The sequence below is a fragment of the Leuconostoc sp. S50 genome (assembly GCF_016624925.1).
Taxonomy (GTDB): domain Bacteria; phylum Bacillota; class Bacilli; order Lactobacillales; family Lactobacillaceae; genus Leuconostoc; species Leuconostoc pseudomesenteroides.
Genome location: NZ_JACVUE010000002.1, coordinates 206,881 through 230,858, shown reverse-complemented (window position 1 = coordinate 230,858; position 23,978 = coordinate 206,881). Strand labels below are relative to the sequence as shown.

Below are 23,978 nucleotides of genomic sequence, written 5' to 3'. Positions count from 1 at the left end.
TTAAATGAATTTATCAGATAGAGTAACAGCTATTACCGCCTCACCAACATTGTCAATGAATGCTTTGGCAAAAGAAATGCAGTCACAAGGTATTGATGTCATTAATCTAGGTGTTGGCGAACCAGACTTTCAAACACCTGAAAATATTGCTGAAGCAGCAATAGCCGCCATAAAAGCTGAAAAAACAAGTTTTTACACGCCATCAAGTGGTTTACTTGCACTAAAGCAAGCTGTTACGGAGCGCATATATGCGCGTTATCAGGTGCGGATTGGGACTGATAATGTGACGATTACCACTGGTGCAAAGTTATCACTGTACGTATTGATGCAAACTTTGCTTAATCCTGGGGATGTTGTGGTAACAGCAGCACCAGAATGGGTGAGTTATGTTGAACAAGTCAAATTAGCTGGTGGCAAATTATTAGAAGTACATTCTAAAAATGATGCATTAAAGTTAACGGTATCAGATTTGATGAATGTTTCTGAACCAATCAAGGCAGTCATTATCAACTCACCAACTAATCCAACTGGACAAGTTTATTCTCGCGAAGAAATTCAACATATTCTTGATTGGGGTTCAAAAAATGATGTATTCATTATTCTAGATGAGATATATGGTCAATTAGTATATAACGGTGTAACATTTACCTCCGGGCTTCAATTAGCCGATATTAACAAAACCAATATGATTATTGTTGATGGTGTTTCAAAAGCATATGCAATGACGGGGTGGCGAATTGGTTGGACAATTGCGCAACCTAAAATTATTCAAGCGATGAATAAATTGCTTGGGCATTTGACATCAAACCCCACGGTGGCTGCACAATATGCTGCTATTGAAGCACTCAATGGCGATCAAACAACAGTTGAAACAATGCGACAGGCATTTGAAGGCAGATTAAATAAAACATTTGACGAGCTGAATCGTGTGCCAGGTCTGCATGTTGATGTGAAACCCCAAGGCGCGTTTTATCTGTTTCCAAAGGTTGACGCACAAGCCTTATTGGCTGTTGGTGTTGCTAATACGACCGAATTATCTACCAAAATTTTGCAAGAGGCACACGTTGCGGTGCCCGCTGGAGAAGGATTTGGTATGCCTGGATATTTCCGTTTAAGTTATGCTAAAGACCAAGCCACTTTGGATGAAGCAATAAAGAGATTAAGCGATTTCTTTAAAAAATATATGAAAGCATAAGAGACAGATGACTGAAAAAATTCCAACAATTCAAATTATTGATGCCAAAAACTATGTTGGCAAGACCGTTAAAATCGGGGCTTGGTTGCGCCAAAAAAGAGGTAGCGGCAAAATTGCATTTTTGCAACTGCGTGATGGAACCGCTTTTTTCCAAGGTGTTGTTGCAAAAGCAGATGTATCAGAAATTGTTTTTGAAACAGCAAAGAGCTTAAAGCAAGAAACAAGCCTGTACGTGATTGGAGAAATTCATGAAGATTCACGGTCGTCATTTGGCTATGAAATGGCTGTTTCTGATCTTGAAGTGATCGGTGAAAGTCATGATTATCCGATTACGCCAAAAGAGCATGGTACGGATTTTCTGTTTGATGAACGGCACCTGTACTTGCGTCATTTAAAGCCATTCGCAACGTTAAAAATACGCAATACTTTGATTGCGGCTTCTTATGAATTCATGAATCAAGAAGGGTTTACAAAATTAGATGCGCCATTTTTGACAGGTTCTGCTGCCGAAGGGACAACTGAATTATTTGAGACAGATTACTTTGGTGAATCAGCCTTTTTGGCACAAACTGGTCAATTGTATGCGGAAGCTGGCGCAATGGCATTTGGTAAGGTCTTTACTTTTGGTCCAGCTTTTCGAGCAGAAAAGTCAAAAACACGTCGTCATTTGACTGAGTTTTGGATGATTGAGCCAGAAATGGCGTTTATGCACCAAGAAGAAAGTTTGGTATTCCAAGAACGGTATATTGCTTTCTTGATTTCAAAAGTACTTGAGAGAAATGAGCAAGAATTGGATATTCTTGAACGTGATAAGGACGTTTTGCGTTCCTATACGCAACTACCTTATCCTCGTGTAAGTTACGATGACGCAATTAAGCTTTTGCAAGATAATGGCTTTGATGTTGAGTGGGGTGTTGATTTTGGTTCACCTGAAGAAACATTTTTGGCCAATCATTTTGCTAAACCAGTGTTCATCATTAATTATCCAAAAGCAATTAAAGCGTTTTATATGAAAAAGCACCCAACGCGTGATGATGTGGTGATTTCTGCTGATTTGTTAGCACCTGAAGGATATGGTGAAATTATTGGTGGCTCTGAACGTGAAGATGACTACGACACATTAAAAGCTCGCATTGAAGAACAAGGACTAGATATGTCTGAATATGAATGGTATTTGGATTTGCGTCGCTATGGTTCGGTTCCACATTCTGGTTTTGGACTTGGGCTGGAACGTATGGTCACATTTGTTACCGGTGAGGAACATATTCGTGAAGCAATTCCTTTCCCACGTATGACAAATCGTCTGAGACCATAAAAGATGATTTCGATAGTGTATAATTATGGTACACTATTGTTGAAAAAGAAACGTCCAAGAATATCTTGGACGTTTTTAAAACAGAGGGAATATGACGTTAGAGCAAAGACTACAACAGTATATTCAAGCTGGTAACAGCAGCATTAGCAATGAGTTATTGCTACATTATCAAGACATTGGGCTGGATAATGACGATCTCGTGCTGTACTTTCAAGTTCAGAGAATTCAAGATCGTGGCGATCAGGCAACACCCGCTGCTGTGGCGCAGATCATGCACACCACTGAAAAAGTAGTGATTCAACGTTTACAAAGTTTGATTAAGCGCGAATTGATGCAAGTAAAAGGTGGCGCTATTAAAACTGAAGTCTACGATTTTACGCCGCTATTTGATAAGTTATTGGGCGGCACAATTGTTGAACACAGTGAATTGCTATCAGATGGTAAAAGCACCCGCCGACAAATCATGCAGACACTGGAGTCGGAGTTTGGTAGGCCACTATCACCAATGGAAATGCAGACGATTAGTCATTGGTTTGACCAAGATCATTTCGAGCCAGTGATGATGATGCTTGCTATTCAAGAAGCCGTCGCAAACAATGCGCGGAGTTTGCGTTATATTGAGACCATATTGACTAATTGGCAACGTGACAATATCACGACGCCTCAGGCGGCTGAAGTCGCAAAACAAAGGCGTCGTGGTGTCACATACACTAATTTTATTGATTAGTTATTTAAAAATGATTTGATACTGGTCATCCAAGTGAAAACCAAATATCGGTTGTTTATTTGGTGCTAATAAAGTAGTACGAAATGACGAATCTTTTAAACGTGAAAATAGTTGTCCTAAAGTCATGGACTTACTACCCAAAATAAATAACACCTCATGATGCGTATCATCGGCGTAAGCTAATGTTGTGATGGGATAACGATTAGCATCGCTTTCCCATAATAAGCGCGTTTTTGGTGACATATAGCGTGTTAAATCTTCTAAGTCTGATAATTTCATAAATTCATTATAAAGGAAAATCATGGAAAAAACATATCATTTAATGGCGACTGCAGCCGCTGGTCTAGAATCACTGGTTGGTAAAGAATTAGAACGTTTGGGGTATGATCACCAAGTGGAGAATTATCGTGTCAGGTTTGATGGCACGCAGCGTGATATTTTAAATACCAATATCTGGTTACGTACCGCGGATCGGATTAAAATTATCGTGGGTGAATTTGATGCCAAGACATTTGACGATTTATTTGAAAATGTTAAAGCATTGCCTTGGGAAGACTATCTCAATTATGATTCTGAGTTTCCTGTGGCAGGTCGTTCAAAAAAATCAGAGTTATTTAGTGTACCAGATGTGCAGGCTATCACTAAAAAGGCGATTGTGAATCGTTTGCAGGATGCTTACCACATCAGAACACGTTTACCTGAAAATGGCTATTTTGCACAATTAGAAGTGATGATTGACAAAGATCATGTGATTGTGACGTTGGATACGACTGGTGAATCATTATTCAAGCGAGGATATCGTGTGAATAAGGGTGGCGCCCCACTAAAAGAAAACTTTGCTGCTGCATTAGTTTTGTTGACTAATTGGCACCCAGATCGACCATTTGTTGATCCAACTACTGGGTCAGGTACAATTGCAATTGAAGCTGCATTGATTGGACGCAATATTGCTCCGGGATTAATTCGTGATTTTGACGTCGAGCAAATGGATTGGTTTGATAAGTCTCTGTCAGATAGTGTACGTGATGATGCCGAAGCACAGGCAGATTACGACAGAACGCTAGATATTGAAGGTTTTGACATTGATGAAAACATGGTGGCAATTGCCACTGAAAACGCGAAGCATGCTGGACTTGGGCATGACATTACGTTCAAACAATTAGCCGCTAAGGATTGGACAACTGACAAAATTAATGGCGTTTTAGTTGCCAATCCGCCTTATGGCGAACGTTTGGGAGAATTAGATGCTGCTCGAGAACTATATCAACAAATGGGTGATGTTTATCGCCAATTACCAAGTTGGAGCAAGTATATTTTGACTAGTGATCTTGAATTTGAACAAAGTTACGGCGAGAAGGCAACCAAGCGTCGCAAGTTATATAATGGTGCTTTACGCGTTGACTATTTCCAATACTGGGGTAAACGTGTGAAGTAAAAAAGCCACGATTGTGCACAATGTATAATCGTTGTTTTTATTTTTGTTCATAGTTGTCATGACGTGCTATCATCTCATTGTTAAAATAAATTAATAATGAAATGAGGATAATGTTAATGATTGAAAAAAATATTGAAGCTAACAACCTATTTGCCAGCGTGCTTTCAGATGTCAAGCCAAGTCCAATTCATGCGTTTGATGAAAAAGTGAGCGATTTACCAAATATTCTGAAGCTGACGATTGGTGAACCAGATTTTTCAGTGCCAGAGCACATCAAGCAAGCCGCGGTGGCAGCTATTTTGGCAGATGATTCTCATTATTCTGTATCTGCTGGGACAAAACAGCTGCGTCAGGCGGCTAGTCATTTTTTAGCTGATCGATATGATCTTCATTATGACGCTGACATTGAAATTTTAACAACAATTGGTGCTACAGAAGGACTGTATGCCATTTTGTCTGCTATTTTAGATGAAAATGATGAAGTTATTATTCCGACGCCAGCTTATCCCGTCTATGCTGCTATGACAAGGCTCAACAAAGGTAATCCGCTTCTAGTTGATATATCGCAGGATAATTTTATATTAACACCTGATCATCTACGCGCTATTTTGGCGAATCATACGCATGTAAAGGCGCTTATTTTAACTAATCCTTCAAATCCCACAGGCGTGACTTATTCTGCAGAAGCATTGTCGGATCTTGCTGATGTTTTGCGTGGTACAGACGTATTGGTCATCTCAGATGAAATTTATAGTGAACTGCGCTATGATGATCAGCATGTTTCAATGGCAACATTTTTACCTGATCAAACGTTATTGATTAATGGCGTGTCAAAATCTCACGCAATGACGGGCTATCGGATTGGCATTATTGCTGGACCGGCTGCACTAATCACTCCAGTCAATATGGTCCATAGTTTTATTATCATGACACCATCCAATCCAGCTATGGCAGCTGCAACGGAAGCATTTGATAGTAATTTGAGTGCAAGTGATACCGAAAAAATGAAAAATGCTTACCGTGAACGGCGTGATTTGTTGGTCTCTAAAATGACGGCACTTGGTTTTGAAATGGCGACACCAAGCGGTGCTTTCTACATTTTCGCTAAAATTCCTGAAAATTTGAATCAAGACGATGTTGCTTTTGCCTATGATTTAGTCGATCAAGAAAAATTAGCAGTAGTACCTGGATCGGGTTTTGGTCCTGGTGGTGAAGGCTATATTCGCTTGAGTTATGCAGCCTCAATGGCAATGCTCACCGATGCCATGGCGCGGTTATCGTCATATTGTGCAAATAATAGTGCCACCAGAATAGGTTAGTTTTATCTGTGGAAGTTATGATAAAATGGAATAATTATAACTAAAAGGATATGACTATGACAACAGTTTACATGCGTCCGGCCATCAAAACGGATTTAAAAGAGATTACAACTATTATTGACGGTGCACGTCATTTTCTCAAAGCACAAGGTTTGCCACAATGGCAATCTGGCTATCCCAATGAAGAAACCGTTGCAACAGATATCGCATTAAATCGCGGCTATGTATTGGTTGTGGGTAGTAAAGTAGCTGGGTACACAGCATTAATTGCAGGGGCAGATCCAGTATATGAAGCAATCACAGAAGGTCAGTGGGTATCTGACACTGATGAGTATATCAGCGTTCATCGCTTTGCTATCTCAGATGGTTTTCGTGGGCAAAAGTTAGCGCAACGTTTTATGACAGCTATTTTGACGTTATGCTATGACAAAAAACAATTCGATGTGAGAATTGATACGCATCCAGAAAATCATCCGATGCAGTCAGTTATTACTGGCAATGGCTTTGAAAAAAGAGGTACTATTTTCATTAATGAGGGAAAAGAAATTAATGGCGAACGATGGGCTTATCAACTCATTTTGGCATGATGATTAACCATAAAAGTGCTACACGTTTTGATACGTGTAGCACTTTTAAAATTTAAAAAAACTGTTTTGCTATTTACTTACTTAAAATAAGCGGATATAATAAGAGTATACTAATTTGATAAGGGGTCAACACATGACATCATTTACAGAATTACAACAGCAACGCCGAACAATTTACGCACTGGGTCAAAATGTTCAGCAAACACCAGAAGCATTATTTGAACTGGTAAAATCAGCAGTTCGTTATGCACCGACTGCCTTCAATAACCAAACAGTACGTAGTATTGTGTTGACGGGTGATGCTCATGAAAAGCTATGGGATATTGTTGCTAAGCGTTTAAAACAAGAAGTACCCGATGAAACGGCCTATCAAGCAACTTTAGCCAAAATTAATGAAAGCTTTAAGGCTGGATTCGGAACCGTATTATTTTTCACAGATACTGCAATCGTTAAGTCTTTTGAAGAAAATGTACCATTATACGCAGAAAACTTTCAGGATTGGTCTGAACAAGGGCATGGTATTGCGGAATACGCTACTTGGTTAGCATTAACAGAAGCTGGTTTAGGTGCTTCTTTACAGCATTATAATCCGTTGATTGACGAAGAAGTTGCCGAAGCTTTTGACGTTCCAAGTACATGGCGTTTACGTGCACAATTAGTGTTGGGATCTATTGAAGCACCAGCCGCTAACAAAGATTTCGTTGGTGACGATGAACGATTTAAACATTATAGTAAGTAAAAAACGAACCGATTAGCGGTTCGTTTTTTTTAACGCCTGCATTGCGAGCTGATGTGCACCATGATTTTGTTTTTCGGGTATCCAACTAATTAAGACCAAAGGGAATTCAGATAATAGGCTTATAATTCGATCGACATAAGATTGGTAGTGTTTGGCATATTTTTTTTGAATAGCGTCAGCGACAATTTTTGAATCGGTATAAATCTGTAAATTATCAACCATTGGTAACTGTTTGATGCCCCAGATAAGTCCCATGAACTCGGCTTCATGGTTATCAGCACTTTGAGGTAAGTCGTTTTTGAGTTGTTGCTGGTGCTTGTTGACGATTAAAACCGCTCCAACTGCTGATTGCCCATTGTGGACGTTTCGCGCTGCGTCAACATAAAGTGTCATCATGTCTAAGATCCCCTGAAATGGTTTATAGCAATCATTATAACAGAAATCAGGTTTCTGAAATATCATACCTTGATATTGGAAAGCAACTTTTATTTGTCATCATTCTTTTAATATCAAAAATCTGGTAAAATAGGTTACGAATACGTTTATAGAAAAGAGTTTCACATGGTACCAAAACGCGGTTATTTTCAGCCAATTGATTCTGTTGGCCTCATGAGTTGGTTATGGTGGGGTGTATTTTTGATGTTGAGTTTCATTATTTGGAATGAAATTGGCTTCAAACTGGATGTTCTACCCATTGTTAGCATTTTAGTTGTCCTCGTAGTGGGACTGCTAATGATTATTCGAAGGCGCGTTTATTTGGCCGGCTCGCAAATTTTCTTGGGGCGTATCTTAATGGCTGAATACGAAAAAGTTAAGTTAGAAGACATTGATAATTGGCAAATAAAGGGACGTATTTTGTCTTTTGAACGTGCAGACCGTAAAAGAAAATACCTATTAAGTCGCAATGTCGCGGAGCAAATTAAAGGATATAAAGATACGAATGGCAGATAACATAACGATTAACATTGTTGATCAGGTTGGACGTATTGATGCCGTTTTGGCAAAAGAGACGTTACCGTATTCTAGAACAACATTGTCAGATTGGCTTTTAGAAGGCAATGTTTTAGTCAACGGCACACAGGTGAAGAGATCTTACAAAGTATCTTCAGGTGATGTTGTCACGATTACGCCGCCAGAAATTAAAGACACTGAAATTTTGGCTGAAAATATACCGCTTGATATTGTATATGAAGATGATGATTTGTTAGTCGTTAATAAACCACAGGGCATGGTCGTGCATCCGGCTGCTGGTCATACAAGCGGTACCTTGGTGAATGCTCTAATGTATCATTCGCCACTGTCTACTATTAATGGTGAATTTCGACCAGGTATTGTACATCGTATTGATCGTGACACTAGTGGATTATTGATGGCTGCTAAAAATGATAGCGCCCATCAAGCATTGTCCGCACAATTAAAGGCGCATAAAAATCAACGGATCTATATTGCCTTAGTTCGCGGCGAATTTCAGGAAGATACTGGCACCATTTCGGCACCGCTGGCACGTCATAAAGTTAATCGTAAAAAGCAGGCTGTTACTGAAGGCGGCAGGGAAGCAATTACACATTTCCAAGTTTTAAAACGGTTTGTCGGCTATACATTGCTAAAAGTTCGTTTAGAAACCGGACGTACACATCAAATTCGTGTTCACATGACTTATATTGGGCACCCTATTGTCGGTGATCCGGTCTATGGGAACGCACAAAAGTTACCAAATGTTTCACTGAATGGTCAGTTATTACATGCAAAGACTTTGTCATTAACGCAGCCAACGACAGGTGAACAGTTAACGTTTGATAGTGTACTCCCAGATTATTTTGATCAAGCGTTAGTAACACTAACACCTATTATTCGAAAGGATGAAAACAATGGCAAATAAAGAAGTTTTAGATAATGCCTCTTTGCAAAGAGCGCTAACTCGTATTACGTATGAAATTATTGAGCGTAACAAAGGTGGAGAAGACCTCGTTTTGGTTGGTATTAAAACGCGTGGTGAGTTTTTGGCACATCGTATCGCTGATCGACTAGAACAACTCGAAGGTGTGCGTATTCCGGTGATGGCGATTGATATTACTAATTTTCGTGATGATATTCCAGATCATCATGATGACTTGGGACTAAATCAAGCTGAACGATTAAACATTTCTGAAAAAAATATTGTGTTGATTGATGATGTACTGTTTACTGGTCGAACAATTCGTGCAGCATTGGACGCTTTAATTCATATTGGTCGTCCGAAAACAATTGCTTTAGCTGTTTTAGTGGATCGTGGTCACCGAGAATTGCCAATTCGAGCCGATTTTGTTGGGAAAAATATTCCAACAGCTCAGAACGAAAAAATCAAGGTATTTGTACAGGAAATTGATGGCAAAGACGCCGTGGAAATTGTTCACTAAATCAAAATTTGTTGGTTATCTTGATGTGTAGCCATGATAACTTTGGAGTGTGGTATTTATGAAAAGACATTTAATCTTAGAAGACGGGACTGTTTTTGAAGGTCTTGGTTTTGGTGCGCCTGCTACTACGTTTGGTGAAATCATCTTTCATACTGCCATGACCGGTTATCAAGAAATTATTACAGATCCAATATATGATGGGCAAATGATTGTATTTGCTATGCCTGTTATTGGTGCGGCAGGGATTCATGCTGAAGCTTATGAGTCTGTCAAGCCCGCCATCAGGGGAATGATTGTGCACGATTTGGCAGAAGTTTCAGTTAATCGACAACGGCGTATGAATTTAGACCGTTTTTTGAAGCAACATAACGTGCCCGGATTGTATCAAGTAGATACCCGCAAATTGATTCGTCATTTGCGAGAAACTGGCCCACAAAAGGCTACAATCGTTGATTTTGCGGACGATCATGCTGTTGATCAATTAGTTGCCACGGTCTTGACGAACAAGCAGGTGCAAAATACGGCAACACTAAAGCCTTATGCTAATCCGGGGCGCGGACGGCATATTGTTGTCATTGATTTTGGATTAAAACATGGTATATTGCGAATGTTAGGCGATTATGATGCCAATGTTTCCGTATTACCTTACACAACAAGTGTAGATGAGGTACTCACGTTGGATCCTGACGGGATCATTCTGTCGACAGGACCTGGTGACCCACGTTCATTACCAGATAGTGTCTTAACATTAATTCGTGTTTTGCAAACGAAGGCGCCATTATTAGGTATTGGATTAGGGCATGAGTTATTTGCACTAGCCAATGACGCTACTTTAGCACCGCTATCGTCGGAACATCATGGTATGAATCATCCAATACAAGAAATTATTTCGAGACAGATTTTCTTTGCCATGCAAGGGCAAGGTTATGCTGTTGACAATGACTCAATTGATCGCAAAAAGTTATTTGTCACTTATCGGGATTTGGTAGATGGTGCTGTGCAAGGCCTGCGGCATCGTGAATATCCGGCTTTTAGTGTACAGTTTTTCCCTGATGCTGCGCCAGGACCACTAGAAGCTACAGCAGTTTTTGCAGATTTTTTTGAAACGGTAGAGGACTATGTCGAACATCACAGCTAACAATGTATTATTTATCGGCGCAGGTGCTAACGATTTTGGTCGTGAAGCAGAATACGATGCAGCCATTTATCAAGTGATGCCTGAACTTCGTGGTCATGGTGTTAATGTCTACTTGATTGACGAGAACCCTTACTCATTATCGTTGGAAAGTTTAGCAGCAACGGCTATTTGGCAACCACTAACGGTTGAAAATATTAAGGCTGTTATTAAACAGTATCAAATCGATACTGTTTTACCACTATTTGGTGGTGAACGTGCGTTACGTTTGTGGTCGCAAACGGTTCAGGCATGGTCACACGGCGATGGTCCGGTACCGCAAACGCTAGGATTAACCATTGACATGCTATTGCGTGTTAACAACGTGGCTGTTTTGACAAGTATGATGGCTGATGCTGGATTACCGGTTATTACGAACCATGTTGCTAAGGCGCAAGAAGATGCTAATGAACTATTACGTGAAATTAAGTTACCTTTAATGGTGCGGGCTTTGCACCCAAATCAGGCAAATACGCGTCAAATTGTTGAACGATTAGACGAATTTGAAACAGCTGTAAATAGTGCTAAAAGTCAGTCGATGACACAAGAAATCGTGATTTCCAGAGCTATTAACGGTATGAAAGAAGTCAGTCTTGAAGTATTGCGAGATTTTCGAGGCAATAAAATGCAAATCGGTGCTAGCGAGGACATGGATCCAATAGGAATCCATACTGCTGACTCCTTGAGTGTATCGCCGACACTAACACTTTCAGATCAAATTTTAGAAAAAATGAGATTTTATGCCTTTCAGGTTGCTGATTTATTAGACCTAAGAGGTGTATTGCATGTTCAATTTGCAGTTGATGATTTGACGAATACCATCTATATTATCAAGATATCACCATATATTGATCAAATGGCTAGTCGTATGGCGCTGGTTACAGGTTATCCTGTCATGTTGGTTGCAATCAATTTGGCGATGGGTGTTGCCCTTGAAGAAATTGTTTTATCCCATGATTTTGGCAAAAAAATGGCAATGATGGAACCGATGATGGATCACGTCACTGTCAAATTACCAATTTTTCCCTTCGGTGAATTAGAGCAAGCAGGCGTTTCAGTTAATCGTCAACTCAATAGTATTCAAAAATCTGTTGGATCGACAATTGGTTTTGGGCGTACATTTATCGAAGCACTTGAAAAAGCCATTCGTTCAGCCCACTTTAATAACGCGAGTTTTTCACCAACCAATATGAGCCATAGTTCGGATGATGCGTTGATTCAACAATTAATTCATCCAGAAGACAATCGCGTGTTGCTCCTAGTTGAAGCGATTAAGCGTGGTTATGAAATTGATGAATTAGCTGAATTAACTAATATTGACGAATTCTTTTTCTACCAACTGGGTCATTTATTAAAGTTAGAATTAGAGGTGGAACAACAAGCTGACAGTGTTGAAGCGTTGCGCCGTGCAAAAAAATATGGTTTGTCAGACGGCTTGTTAGCTCGATTCTGGCAGACTAATTTCAAAAATATCGCAACATTGGCACACGAAAATCATATTGAACCAACTTTTAAAGCATTAGAACCATCTGCTGGTGAATTTCCAGAAAACGCTAGACAATATTATGCAACTTACGAAGAGGAAAATGAATCATTGCCGGTGAGTGACGATACTGTCTTAGTTATTGGTAGTGGTGCATTCCGAATGGGTGATGCAGCCGCTGGTGGCTATGCAACCACGATTGTTTTGTCGGAATTAAGACGTTTACAATATCACACCGTAATTATGAATAATAACGCAAGTGATGCTACCTTGCTACAAAATTTGGCTGACAAGCAGTATCTGGAACCCTTAGAGATATCAGATGTCATGAAAGTAGTGTCGCTTGAAAAACCAATTGCTATCATTGTACCTGGTAATCGACGTAAACTGATTGATGCTTTAACTGATTTAAAGCAAAATGTCTTAATTTTGCCAAAAGAAAAACATGTGCCGAATGGTCCAGATGATACTGAAACGGAATTTGCTCTCAATGTCTTTTCTGATGGGCACAACATTTATCCAATCAATATTACACAACACATGACTGGTGAGCTCCGTATTGTACCAGAAATTGCACAACTGCCAATTCAGCTAGCACAAACACACTTAGAAAATCCTGGTGTTTATCAAGTGATTTGGTATCAAGATACGTCAGAATGGGTCAAGCATGTTGATGTGCCCGATATATCACATGATACGTGGTTGCGACCAATGCCATTTGGCCAAGTTGCGTTTATGAGTAAAGTGATGCAGGTGCAGTGGTTGCGTATGACAGTGAGAGCTTTGTTGTCAAGAATGACGTTACAGGACAATGAACTATTAGTAAATGTGAATAAATTAATTTTGCAGGCAGATGTTGCTATGATTGCTTCAGATATTAATTATGCTTTACACTTACAGCCGACACAAACAATTGATGGTACGCGATTTGAAATTGGGGTAGGCATTAAATACGATGAGTAAATCAAAATATGAAACATATCTGTACACAGGTATTATAGTTGAACAAAATGCTTCTGGACGATACGTGCCAAAAAAGGACGCCAAGCCAAATATTTGGCGAACAGGGAAACATACAAAAGGTAAGTACGTTAGTTTTGGACAAGTTTTTTTGACTGAAAATAACCAAACTATCGCTGTGATAAACGTGGAAAACTTGCCTTTTAATCAACGCCATGCCTACACACCAATGCAACGATGGACATCCGAAACTGTTGATAATGATTTGTTATTACCCTATAAAAAAGCCTAAACATGAGATGACATGTTTAGGCTTTTGTTGCACTTTCATCTTTTTTGAGCGATTTGACGTTAAAGTTAAATAAAATGGCATTGAGAACAATTAGTAGCGCACTGAAGATAAAAATGCCTCGGTAATCAAACATACTAGCAATCAAGGCGCCAAACATAGGTCCCATCACACTACCAACAGCTTGAAAACTTTGATTATAACTAAAAATTCGGCTAGTCATGGCCATTGGCGAATTTTTAGTTAACATGGTTTGCACGGCAGGTAACATGGTTGCATCGCTTATACCGACAATAAATCTAAAGACCATTAGCATGAAAATACTAGTGACGAATGCCGTTGGTACAAACGCAACAACGGCAATCATGAACCCGATTTTAATCATGCGGTCAGTACCAACACGATCTCCAATTTTTCCAAATTGTGGGGCGGCTATAACCGTTGCAATACCAGGCATGGCAGCGACTACACCAGCGATGAACGTCGTATTAGAAGCGTTATGCGTTAATTCACGGACAAACAAACTCACGATGGGATTAATTGACGTATTCACAGTTTGTACTAACATGGTCGTGATGAACAAGCCTAGAATAAGTTGTTTATTTGGAACAGCTTGCCAGAGTTGTGCTGTGGAAGCACGAGCGGTTCGAGGTGATATTTTAACAGGTTCTTCCTTAACTAAAAATAGCGTCAACAGGAAAACCAGAAATAAAATCACACCCGTGATGTGAAATGACATTCGATAGGAGACAAGTGAAGCTAGTGTACCACCGAACAATGGCCCGAGTAGATTGCCGGCTGTCATACCAGTGACCAAAATACCTAAAGCGTGACCAGCATGCTCTTTGGGCGTTTGGGTGGCAATTAAAGCATTTGAGTTAGATACAAAACCGCCCATGGCCCCTTGTAATGCTCTTAAAGCGAATAGTTCCCAAACATTGCTGACATATCCCATCAGGAATAGTACAATTGCCATTCCTAACGCAGCTCGTAGCATCATTAGTTTTCGACCTTTACGATCTGCTAATTTTCCCCAAAACGGTGACACGATTGCAGTGACCAAAAACGTTATAGCAAAGACAGCACCTGAATAAAACGTGAGTTCATTTTTGCTAAAATCACCTAAAGTGTCAATATATAATGCTAAAAACGGCATTACTTCACTTAATGCGATTCCGGTCATGAAGACGCCAAACCAGAGAACAAAAACATTACGCTTCCAAAGATTACTTTCAGAATTTTCAGACATAAATATTACGCGAACTAATAGTAAATTTAAGCGATTAATACTATTAAAAACGATGTGTTGTTAAGGGTGAACCTTAGACGTAACATCATCGATACGCGACCTCCTTAACTTAGTGTGTTATAAAATGATATAAACTATTATTCCATTCTATCCCTAAATGTTAAAATGTGCACATTTTAAACCTTGACTTGTGAATAGATTAAATTTTGATTATAATTGATGTACGTTTAAAAAGCGTTATTAAGGTATTTTGCGGTTTTAAAAATAGTGAAGTATCTTCCTGATTATATGAAGGGAAGTGAGCGCCAAAAGTGATATTATGTGCGCTTACAGAGTAATGATATGGCAAGAACAAAAGATTATACTGGACAAGAAGTGCTTGATATGGTGAATGAATACATGTCAAGCGAGGATGCTGAAAAAGTGAAAGCAGCCTATGAGTGGGCAACAGATTTGCATAAGACACAAAAGCGCAAATCAGGGCAACCGTACATCATTCATCCAATTCAAGTTGCGGGTATCCTAGCTGAATTAAAAATGGATACCGCCACAGTTATTTCAGGTTATTTACATGATGTTGTAGAGGACACGCCTGCCACGTTGGCGGATGTCCAAGCACGCTTTGGTGACACAATTGCTCAAATTATTGATGGCGTAACCAAAATTAGTAAAATTCAATATCAAAGTTCACAAGAACAACTGGCTGAAAATCATCGTAAATTACTTTTGGCAATGTCAAAAGATATTCGAGTGATTATTGTTAAGTTAGCTGACCGTCTGCATAACATGCGGACACTTGGTGCGCTGCGTGATGACAAGCAAAAGAGAATTGCCAATGAAACGCTTGATATCTATGCGCCATTGGCTGATCGTTTAGGAATTAGTGCCATCAAGTGGGAATTAGAAGATTTATCATTAAGCTTTATCAATCCTGAACAATATCATCGCATTGCTTCCTTGATGAATATGAAACGTGATGAGCGGATTAGCTATGTCAACGAAGCTGTTCAAGAAATCGAGAATGCGATTCAAGAGTTGGAATTACAAGATGTCGAGGTCTATGGTAGACCAAAACATATTTATTCAATCTATCGTAAAATGACTGACAAACACAAGGCGTTTGAAGAAATTTACGATTTGTCAGCTGTCCGAATTTTAACCGATTCTATTCCAGATACCTATGCTGTGTTAGGTGCTATTCATTCTAAATGGACCCCAATTCCTGGTCGATTCAAGGACTATATCGCGCTACCGAAAGCTAACGGCTATCAAAGTTTACATACTACTGTTATTGGACCTGGTGGGCGCCCCTTAGAGGTCCAAATTAGAACCCACCATATGCATGAAGTTGCCGAGTTTGGTGTGGCAGCGCATTGGGCCTATAAACAAAATAAGGGTTCTAATAAAGAGGCAAATGTCAAAGATAAAAGTGAACAGACGCTGAATGTGATACAAGGTATCCTAGAGCTTCAAGAGAATGCTAAAAATGCTGAAGACTTTATGGACAGCGTGCAAGGCGATCTATTTTCGGATCGTGTTTATGCTTTCACACCGCGAGGAGACGTGTTTGAACTCGCAAAAGGTGCTGGCCCATTAGATATGGCTTTTTCAATTCATACAAATGTGGGCATTAAAACCACAGGTGCAAAAGTTAATGGTCGTATTGTGCCGCTGGATTATAAAATTAAAACCGGTGACATTATTGAAATCACTACCTCAGCTAACGCCAAACCAAGTCGTGATTGGCTTGAACTTGTGTCAACGCGTCGTGCTCGTAATAAAATTAAGCAGTATTTTAAGCAACTTGATCGTGATGATAATATTGAAGCAGCTCGAGAATTATTGAGTAACAGCATTAAAGATGGTGGCTATAATGTCAATGATATATTAACGGCAGACAATATTCAGGAAGTCTCCGAAAAAATGCACTATCATTCATCTGATGATATGCTAGCTGCGATTGGTTTTGGCGATGTTGCCTTACCTGGTGTTGTCAATAAACTCACTGAAAAGATACGAGAAGCACAACAAGAAGCAGCGGCACAAGAGTTGCAACGTGAAATGCTTGAAGAAGGTCATGGCATTAAACGTGATGAAACGGCATTTACTAAACGTCAAAAAGCCTCTGCTGATGATATTGTGATTGCAGGCGTTGATAATTTGTTGGTCAGATTAGGACGTTGTTGTACACCTGTGCCAGGAGATGCTGTAAAAGGTTATATCACAAAGGGACGTGGTATATCTGTCCACCGCCTTGGCTGTCCCAACATTCGTGCTGCTGAAGCACAAGGACAACGGCTAGTTGATGTCGCATGGGAAGATGATTCTGGCTTGAAACCTAATTATGATGCTGATCTAACTGTTCGTGGAGAAAATCGCAATGGTTTGTTGAACGATGTTTTGCGGAGCGTCAATGGGCGTACCAAATATGTCAACTCAGTTAATGGTCATGTGACAAAAAATGGCATGGCACAAGTGGCATTATCAATTGGCGTGCGTAATGTTGAGCAGTTAACCGTTATTATGGATGCGCTCAATAATTTGCCTTCAGTATATGATGTTGAACGCGCATTTCATTAATGAGTTCCTTTTGTAGTAAGATTAAAAGATTTATCAGGCGATAAGTCTTTTTTTTGTGCTATATTGTTTTTTGAAAATATAGCGCATACTAGGAGAGCATACTATGCATTTAATTACAATGGCGTCAATCAGACAAGAGGGAAAAGTGGGGACGCTATTAGTTGATAAGCGGCATCACGAGGTTTATTTCACACCTCAAGTTTTGCCAGAAGCTAAGGCAGATAAATGGTTACTTTGGTTACTGATTGTGAGTGGTATTTTAGTGACACCCTATTGGCTGTTTGATCGCTTTATCACTTTGCCTCATTTTGTGATACATCAGCCAATTTTATGGTGGCTGTGCTTATTTTTAACTGCTGGATTGCCATTTTTAGCTTGGTACTTTGGTCGGCAAAAAGGGAATTATAACTTAACGCAATTAAAACCCTTGACAGTTAAAAAAGATGAACTACTTGTTGATTTGAAACATTGGTGGTTTGAACGATTATGGATTGCTTTTGTTCTTTTTTTGTTGCCGCCAACTTCTATTATGTTCTTTGTTTTTTATGTGATTAAAAGTGACCCTCTGGATGCTTTGCTGATAACGGTTCATGCGGCGTTGTTTTTACGGCGCTTGAAACCAAATGCTATTTCACGTATCATGATAACAACAAAAGATATACTTAAATGGAGACAATATGAGAGTAGTAGTGCAACGCGTCAAACAAGCAGTTGTAGCAATTGAGGGTCAACCAACCGGTCAAGTAGGACAAGGTTTTGTGCTCTTGGTAGGTATTAGCGATCATGATACAGAGGATGAAATTGATTACCTTGTTCGTAAAATTACCAATTTACGCGTTTTCAGTGATGAAAACGACCAGATGAATTTGAGTCTTAAAGATATCAATGGTGGCATATTGTCAATTTCACAATTTACGTTGTATGCTAATACCAAAAAGGGTAATCGACCAAGTTTTACTGACGCCGGTGCACCCGATTTTGCAGAAAAGATGTATGACTTATTTAATGATCGCTTATTGACAACCGGTGTACCAGTTGAAACTGGTACATTTGGCGCTGATATGCAAGTAACATTGACAAATGATGGTCCGGTAACAATTATTTTTGACACTGATCACAAATAAAAACGCTCATTTCTGAGCGTTTTTTTTGTGGTGATAGTACCAACCAATCGAGACAAGACTTTCAGTGCCGTTTTTAATACGTGATAAATTACTACGATGACGATAAAAAACAAAAATAGTTAATGCAATAGCAACTAGCGTTAATATCCAATCATGAAAGTAAAAGGAAACCACCGTTGCAAATCCAAATCCAATCATAGAACTCAGAGAAACCATCGAACTAATCAATAAAGTGATGATGAATACTGCAGAGACCATTAAAAAGAAAGGCGGATTATAAGCTAGCAACACACCGGCTGAAGTGGCAACTGCTTTGCCACCTTTGAAACCAATCCAAAATGAATAGGTGTGCCCTAGAATTGCCCCTAATCCAATTATCATTGGATTAATGTTACTGTGAAACAATAAGGGAAGTAGTCCAGCCGCCGTTCCCTTCAGTAGATCGAGAACCAAAACGGTGATACCAGCTCGAACGCCTAAAACACGGAATGAATTTGTTGTGCCAATATTTCCGGACCCTTCGTCACGAATGTCTTTATGATAAAAAATTTTGCCGACCCAATAGCCTGGCACTAAAGAACCTAATAAATAGGCCAAAATAAACATGGTAATGGTGGTTAACATAACTTAACTCCTTTAACTAAAAACCATTTATTAGTTTACCATAAAAGCACTTAGTATATGGCATGACTAATCAATTTTAAAATATTACCACTTGTCAGAATACATTTTTTAATCTATTATAAAATAGATTGACATTAACGCACGAACACTGGTTCGTGTTTTTAAGGATAAATAAACATGCCAGAAAAAAATCATTATGATTCAGATTCAATAAAAATTTTAGAAGGGTTAGAAGCCGTTCGAAAAAGGCCGGGGATGTATATTGGCTCAACTGACGGTCGCGGGTTGCATCATTTAGTGTACGAAATTGTCGACAATGCTGTTGATGAAGCTCTAGGTGGCTTTGGCAATGATATTCGTGTGACCATTCACCCTAATAACGCCATAACTGTGCAAGATTTTGGGCGTGGTATGCCGGTAGGTATGCATGAATCAGGTAAACCAACCCCTGAGGTTATTTTGACCGTCCTACATGCCGGTGGTAAATTTGGGCAAGGTGGCTATGCGACATCAGGTGGTTTACATGGTGTTGGATCATCAGTTGTGAACGCCTTATCGGAAAGTTTACAAGTAACGATTGTTCGTGATGGACACAAATGGGAAGAAGACTTTGTGAATGGTGGAAATCCCGTTGGTACACTGCGTGATTTAGGTAAAACAAAAGCGCATTCTGGTACGACGGTAACGTTTAAGCCTGATCCATCGATATTTAGTGCAACAGTTTATAAATACGAAACGTTGTCAGAGCGGTTACGTGAATCAGCTTTCTTAATGAGTGGTGTTAAATTTACGTTGACGGATGAACGCGTTGATCCAGTTCGCGTTGAAGAATATCATTATGAAAAAGGCTTGGAAGCGTTCGTTGGCTTTTTAAATGAGGACAAAGAAACGATCGGACCAGTCATGACTTTTGAGGGCGATCAAGAAGGCATTGTGGTTGACGTTGCTGCCCAATATAACGACGGCTATTCGGAAACATTGTTATCATTTGTCAACAATGTGCGAACTCAAGATGGTGGTACACATGAGGTTGGCTTTCGAACTGCATGGACCAAAGCATTTAACGAATATGCCCGAAAAGTCAATTTGTTGAAAGATAAAGATAAGAATTTGGAAGGGACAGATGTACGTGAAGGTCTAGCCGCCGTTATTTCATTGCGTGTGCCAGAACAATTCTTACAGTTTGAAGGTCAAACTAAAGACAAGCTAGGTACACCAGAGGCCCGTGGAATCGTTGATGCGGTTGTCAACGAAACTTTAGGTCGTTTCTTGATGGAGAATGGTGACTTTGGGCAGAGCTTGATTCGCAAAGCAATCAGAGCCCGTGAAGCCCGTGAAGCAGCACGTAAGGCACGCGACGAAAGTCGTACTGGCAAATCAAAGGGTGCTAAAGATCGTTTGTTGTCAGGTAAACTGGCACCAGCACAATCAAAAAATGCCGACAAGAACGAGTTATTTTTAGTCGAGGGTGATTCGGCCGGTGGTTCAGCTAAACAAGGTCGCGACCGTAAGTTCCAAGCGATTCTACCCTTACGTGGTAAAGTCTTGAACACTGAGAAGGCCAAATTAGCTGATATTTTGAAGAATGAAGAAATATCAACGTTAATTTATGCAATTGGTGGTGGCGTTGGAGCTGATTTCAAAGTAGATGATGCCGCATTCAGTAAAATTATTATCATGACTGATGCCGATGATGATGGGGCTCATATTCAAACTTTGTTACTCACTTTCTTCTACAAATATATGCGCCCGTTGATTGAAGCAGGTCGCGTATATATTGCATTGCCACCACTTTATCGCGTTAAATATTCATCTAAAAAAATTCCTGATCAATTTGCTTGGACCAACGATGAATTAGAGCAAATTACCAGCAAACGTGAGGCACGTTATGAACTGACACGTTTTAAGGGATTAGGTGAAATGAACGCATCATTGCTCTGGGAAACAACAATGGATCCTGAGTCAAGAACTCTAATTCGTGTCAAAATTGATGACGCTGTACTTGCTGAAAAGCGGGTAACAACTTTGATGGGTGATAAAGTTGAGCCAAGACGCGACTGGATTGAAGCTAATGTCCAATTTACAATGGATGAAGCTGGTTCCATTCTGGATACGGTTGAAGGCGATACTAAGTCAAGTGATGTCTTTGAAAAAGCTCGTCATCACGAGTCGTCAAGTTCAAGTAGTGACTCAACTGATGCGCCCACTGAACAAGGGCCAGTGATTACATCATGGCAAAATGACAATTAATTCAGGCAGTCACTATTTTGACAGTTATAAATCAAGGAGAACCAAAGTTAAATGGCAGATCGTATAACTGATCTCTCGCTGGAAACAGTGATGGGAGAACGCTTTGGGCGTTACTCCAAATATATTATTCAAGAACGTGCATTACCAGATATTCGTGATGGTTTAAAGCCAGTTCAACGACGCATTTTATTTGCGATGGATCAAGATGGTAACACATATGATCATCCATATCGTAAATCCGCTAAATCAGTCGGCAATGTGATGGGTAACTTTCATCCTCACGGTGATTCATCAATCTATGAGGCAATGGTTCGCTTATCCCAAAGTTGGAAAGTGCGTGAACCATTAATTGATATGAACGGTAACAATGGTTCAGTTGATAATGATCCAGCTGCTGCCATGCGTTACACGGAAGCACGTTTATCCAAAATTGCCGGTGAGATGATGGCTGATTTGGGACAAGAGACAGTTGACATGGTGTTGAATTTCGATGATACCACTTATGAGCCAACAGTTTTGCCATCACGTATTCCAAGTCTATTTATCAACGGTGCGACCGGTATTTCTGCTGGTTATGCGACTGAGATTCCGCCACATAATCTGAAAGAAATCAATGCTGCGTTGACTTACTTGCTGGATCATCCAGAAGCAGCGTTATCACAATTAATGCGTTACGTTAAAGGTCCTGATTTTCCAACAGGTGGTATTATTCAAGGCTTGGATGGTATCAAAAAAGCCTATAAGACCGGTCGTGGTAAAATTGTCGTTCGCGCTAAAACAGCTATTTCTACGCTGAAGGGTGGCAAACAAAAAATCGAAATTACTGAATTGCCATACGAAGTTGTCAAATCAACATTAGTTTCTAAAATAGATGCTATTCGACTCAATAAAGAAGTTGCTGGTATTGCTGAAGTGCGCGATGAGTCCGATCGTGAAGGAATGTCCATCGTCATTGAACTTTCAAAAGATGCAAATGCTGAAGGTATTTTGACATATTTGTTCAAAAAGACTGATTTACAAATATCGTATAACTTTAACATGGTCGCTATCCACGATCAGCGACCTGTTCACGTTGGCCTAAAGGACGGTTTATCTGCTTTCTTGGATTTCCGAAAAGAAGTTGTTCTAAAACGGTCTGCATACGAGTTAGCAAAAGCTCAGGCACGACAACATATTGTTGAAGGTCTAATTCGCATGCTATCAATTCTGGACGAGGTTGTGGCAACCATTCGTGCCTCAAAAAATCGTAAAGATGCGACGCAAAACCTGATCGACAAGTTTCAATTTACGCAACCACAGGCGGAAGCAATTGTTACTTTACAGTTATATCGCTTGACAAACACTGATGTCACGCAACTAGAGGAAGAATTTGCGCAATTAAATGAAAAAATTGCACGACTGAACTTGATTTTAACAGATGAGAGCGCACTAAAAGATGTGATTCGTGCTGAAATAGCGGCAATCACGAAAGGGTATGCTTCTCCACGTCGCAGTGAAATCGAGGCAGAAGTTGAAACACTAGTGATTGATACAGCGGTTACGATTGCTGAAGAAGATGTCCGTGTATTGGTTTCAAGAAATGGCTATTACAAGCGTTCATCGATTCGTTCATATAAAGCTTCAGATAACGAAAATGGCTTGGCGGATGATGATTTGACAATATTTGAGGGAACCCTCAATACCACGGCGCATTTGCTGATGTTCACTAATAAAGGGAATGTCATTTATCGACCAGTTCATGAGTTGCCTGATACCAAATGGAAAGATACTGGTGAGCATTTTTCTCAGCAGCTTTCTAATTGGGTGAATGACGAGTATGTCATCAAAGCAATAGCACTCACGGATATTGACCAAGGTGGCGATTTCTTATTAGTAGCCAATGATGGTTATATTAAGCAAACGTCAGTTTCAGATATTGTGCCAAAATCATATAAGAAAAAGTCAGCCATGGCGATTAAGCTAAAACAGGAAACAAGTTATTTAGTGAACGTTGTTCATGTTGATAAGGTTGCTAAACAGGACGTGCTGTTACTATCTCATAATGGCGTCGGATTACGTTTCGCATTGGCTGACGTACCAGAAATTGGTGCGCGTACGGCAGGTGTCAAGGCAATGGATTTGCGTGATGGGGACACCATCAAAGCAGCACTATTAATTACTGATAGCCAGCAAAAAGTTGCAATAGCTGCAACAAATGGGGCATTTAAGTATATGCCTGTTTCTGAAATTAGTCGTTCAAAGCGTGCTAACAAGGGACTGTTGATTTTTACTCAAAAGAAGACAGTTGCTTATCATGTGGCAACAGCAACAATTTTTGACGAGACAGTCACTGCACTGTCAATTTTGACAACACGCTATCAGGTTCAAGAAATTCAATTAAGTGATTATCGACCATCTCAACGGATAGGAAATGGTCAGTATGTTGTAGATGTTGATAAAAATGGGACACCATGGATAATGACACCGCTAACATTGCTAACGACAAATTGATAATTTTTTGTTAAAATTAAACTATATTAATCTAGGAGATAT

General features: G+C 39.7%; 22 protein-coding genes. 18 read left to right on the top strand and 4 right to left on the bottom strand.

Going from position 1 to position 23,978, the window contains the following annotated elements; translation table 11 throughout:
• Nucleotides 1–4 precede the first annotated feature (4 nt).
• The 3 genes from IAE53_RS03685 (at nt 5) to IAE53_RS03675 (ending at nt 3,237) form a co-directional block, all read left to right on the top strand.
• Complete coding sequence (locus tag IAE53_RS03685; protein ID WP_200135988.1) at nt 5–1,195, top strand: pyridoxal phosphate-dependent aminotransferase; 1,191 nt, start codon at nt 5–7, stop codon at nt 1,193–1,195.
• A 7-nt stretch (nt 1,196–1,202) separates the two neighbouring features.
• The gene (gene asnS / locus IAE53_RS03680; protein ID WP_188352936.1) at nt 1,203–2,510 is read left to right on the top strand and encodes an asparagine--tRNA ligase; all 1,308 of its coding nucleotides are present in this window, start codon (nt 1,203–1,205) and stop codon (nt 2,508–2,510) included.
• 91 nt (nt 2,511–2,601) lie between these two features.
• The gene (locus IAE53_RS03675; RefSeq protein ID WP_139968182.1) at nt 2,602–3,237 is read left to right on the top strand and encodes a DnaD domain protein; all 636 of its coding nucleotides are present in this window, start codon (nt 2,602–2,604) and stop codon (nt 3,235–3,237) included.
• Here the strand turns inward: IAE53_RS03675 and IAE53_RS03670 are convergent, their stop codons facing one another.
• Nucleotides 3,238–3,516 carry a hypothetical protein gene (locus IAE53_RS03670; RefSeq protein ID WP_233610655.1) on the bottom strand — a complete coding sequence of 93 codons (279 nt, stop codon included), beginning with the start codon at nt 3,514–3,516 and terminating at the stop codon, nt 3,238–3,240.
• Nucleotides 3,517–3,538: 22 nt separating this feature from the next.
• On the opposite strand from IAE53_RS03670, the gene IAE53_RS03665 reads away from it, so the two are divergent.
• From IAE53_RS03665 to IAE53_RS03650, 4 genes are all read left to right on the top strand, one after another.
• A complete protein-coding gene (locus IAE53_RS03665) occupies nt 3,539–4,672 on the top strand; it encodes a class I SAM-dependent RNA methyltransferase (RefSeq protein ID WP_188352935.1) in 1,134 nt (377 codons plus the stop codon).
• Nucleotides 4,673–4,788: 116 nt separating this feature from the next.
• Nucleotides 4,789–5,991 carry an aminotransferase class I/II-fold pyridoxal phosphate-dependent enzyme gene (locus IAE53_RS03660; protein WP_200135987.1) on the top strand — a complete coding sequence of 401 codons (1,203 nt, stop codon included), beginning with the start codon at nt 4,789–4,791 and terminating at the stop codon, nt 5,989–5,991.
• Nucleotides 5,992–6,047: 56 nt separating this feature from the next.
• A complete protein-coding gene (locus tag IAE53_RS03655; RefSeq protein WP_200135986.1) occupies nt 6,048–6,578 on the top strand; it encodes a GNAT family N-acetyltransferase in 531 nt (176 codons plus the stop codon).
• A gap of 133 nt (nt 6,579–6,711) precedes the next feature.
• A complete protein-coding gene (locus tag IAE53_RS03650) occupies nt 6,712–7,317 on the top strand; it encodes a nitroreductase family protein (protein ID WP_200135985.1) in 606 nt (201 codons plus the stop codon).
• A 12-nt stretch (nt 7,318–7,329) separates the two neighbouring features.
• On the opposite strand, the gene IAE53_RS03645 is transcribed toward IAE53_RS03650, so the two are convergent.
• Nucleotides 7,330–7,713, bottom strand: coding sequence for a ribonuclease HI family protein (locus IAE53_RS03645; protein ID WP_200135984.1), 384 nt, complete (start codon nt 7,711–7,713; stop codon nt 7,330–7,332).
• Nucleotides 7,714–7,878: 165 nt separating this feature from the next.
• Between IAE53_RS03645 and IAE53_RS03640 the strand changes: the two genes are divergently transcribed.
• Genes IAE53_RS03640 through IAE53_RS03615 form a run of 6 tightly spaced genes read left to right on the top strand, consistent with a single transcriptional unit; the run spans nt 7,879 to nt 13,622 of the window.
• The gene (locus IAE53_RS03640; RefSeq protein WP_010296184.1) at nt 7,879–8,268 is read left to right on the top strand and encodes an EbsA family protein; all 390 of its coding nucleotides are present in this window, start codon (nt 7,879–7,881) and stop codon (nt 8,266–8,268) included.
• Nucleotides 8,258–9,196 (top strand): RluA family pseudouridine synthase, encoded by a 939-nt coding sequence (locus tag IAE53_RS03635; protein ID WP_200135983.1) that lies wholly within the window; start codon nt 8,258–8,260, stop codon nt 9,194–9,196. The genes IAE53_RS03640 and IAE53_RS03635 overlap by 11 nt, the downstream gene beginning before the upstream one ends.
• Nucleotides 9,186–9,713 carry a bifunctional pyr operon transcriptional regulator/uracil phosphoribosyltransferase PyrR gene (pyrR, locus tag IAE53_RS03630; RefSeq protein WP_004910867.1) on the top strand — a complete coding sequence of 176 codons (528 nt, stop codon included), beginning with the start codon at nt 9,186–9,188 and terminating at the stop codon, nt 9,711–9,713. Before IAE53_RS03635 ends, pyrR begins: the two co-directional genes overlap by 11 nt.
• A gap of 58 nt (nt 9,714–9,771) precedes the next feature.
• Nucleotides 9,772–10,851: a carbamoyl phosphate synthase small subunit gene (locus tag IAE53_RS03625; RefSeq protein ID WP_010296175.1), complete on the top strand. Its 1,080-nt coding sequence runs from the start codon at nt 9,772–9,774 to the stop codon at nt 10,849–10,851.
• Entirely contained in the window at nt 10,832–13,333 is a 2,502-nt protein-coding gene (locus IAE53_RS03620; RefSeq protein WP_200135982.1) for an ATP-grasp domain-containing protein, read from the top strand. Before IAE53_RS03625 ends, IAE53_RS03620 begins: the two co-directional genes overlap by 20 nt.
• Complete coding sequence (locus tag IAE53_RS03615) at nt 13,326–13,622, top strand: hypothetical protein (protein WP_139967922.1); 297 nt, start codon at nt 13,326–13,328, stop codon at nt 13,620–13,622. Before IAE53_RS03620 ends, IAE53_RS03615 begins: the two co-directional genes overlap by 8 nt.
• A 16-nt stretch (nt 13,623–13,638) precedes the next feature.
• On the opposite strand, the gene IAE53_RS03610 is transcribed toward IAE53_RS03615, so the two are convergent.
• A complete protein-coding gene (locus IAE53_RS03610; protein WP_010296165.1) occupies nt 13,639–14,868 on the bottom strand; it encodes an MFS transporter in 1,230 nt (409 codons plus the stop codon).
• 342 nt (nt 14,869–15,210) lie between these two features.
• Between IAE53_RS03610 and IAE53_RS03605 the strand changes: the two genes are divergently transcribed.
• The 3 genes from IAE53_RS03605 to dtd all read left to right on the top strand — a co-directional run bounded on the left by IAE53_RS03605 (nt 15,211) and on the right by dtd (nt 18,572).
• Nucleotides 15,211–17,448 (top strand): bifunctional (p)ppGpp synthetase/guanosine-3',5'-bis(diphosphate) 3'-pyrophosphohydrolase, encoded by a 2,238-nt coding sequence (locus IAE53_RS03605; RefSeq protein WP_010296163.1) that lies wholly within the window; start codon nt 15,211–15,213, stop codon nt 17,446–17,448.
• 103 nt (nt 17,449–17,551) lie between these two features.
• A complete protein-coding gene (locus IAE53_RS03600) occupies nt 17,552–18,172 on the top strand; it encodes a hypothetical protein (protein ID WP_148423827.1) in 621 nt (206 codons plus the stop codon).
• A complete protein-coding gene (dtd, locus tag IAE53_RS03595) occupies nt 18,126–18,572 on the top strand; it encodes a D-aminoacyl-tRNA deacylase (protein ID WP_148423828.1) in 447 nt (148 codons plus the stop codon). The genes IAE53_RS03600 and dtd overlap by 47 nt, the downstream gene beginning before the upstream one ends.
• A gap of 6 nt (nt 18,573–18,578) precedes the next feature.
• On the opposite strand, the gene plsY is transcribed toward dtd, so the two are convergent.
• Nucleotides 18,579–19,196 (bottom strand): glycerol-3-phosphate 1-O-acyltransferase PlsY, encoded by a 618-nt coding sequence (gene plsY, locus IAE53_RS03590; protein ID WP_148423829.1) that lies wholly within the window; start codon nt 19,194–19,196, stop codon nt 18,579–18,581.
• Nucleotides 19,197–19,373: 177 nt separating this feature from the next.
• On the opposite strand from plsY, the gene parE reads away from it, so the two are divergent.
• Complete coding sequence (parE, locus tag IAE53_RS03585; protein ID WP_200135981.1) at nt 19,374–21,446, top strand: DNA topoisomerase IV subunit B; 2,073 nt, start codon at nt 19,374–19,376, stop codon at nt 21,444–21,446.
• 51 nt (nt 21,447–21,497) lie between these two features.
• Nucleotides 21,498–23,936: a DNA topoisomerase IV subunit A gene (parC, locus tag IAE53_RS03580; protein WP_200135980.1), complete on the top strand. Its 2,439-nt coding sequence runs from the start codon at nt 21,498–21,500 to the stop codon at nt 23,934–23,936.
• The last annotated feature ends 42 nt before the right edge of the window (nt 23,937–23,978 follow it).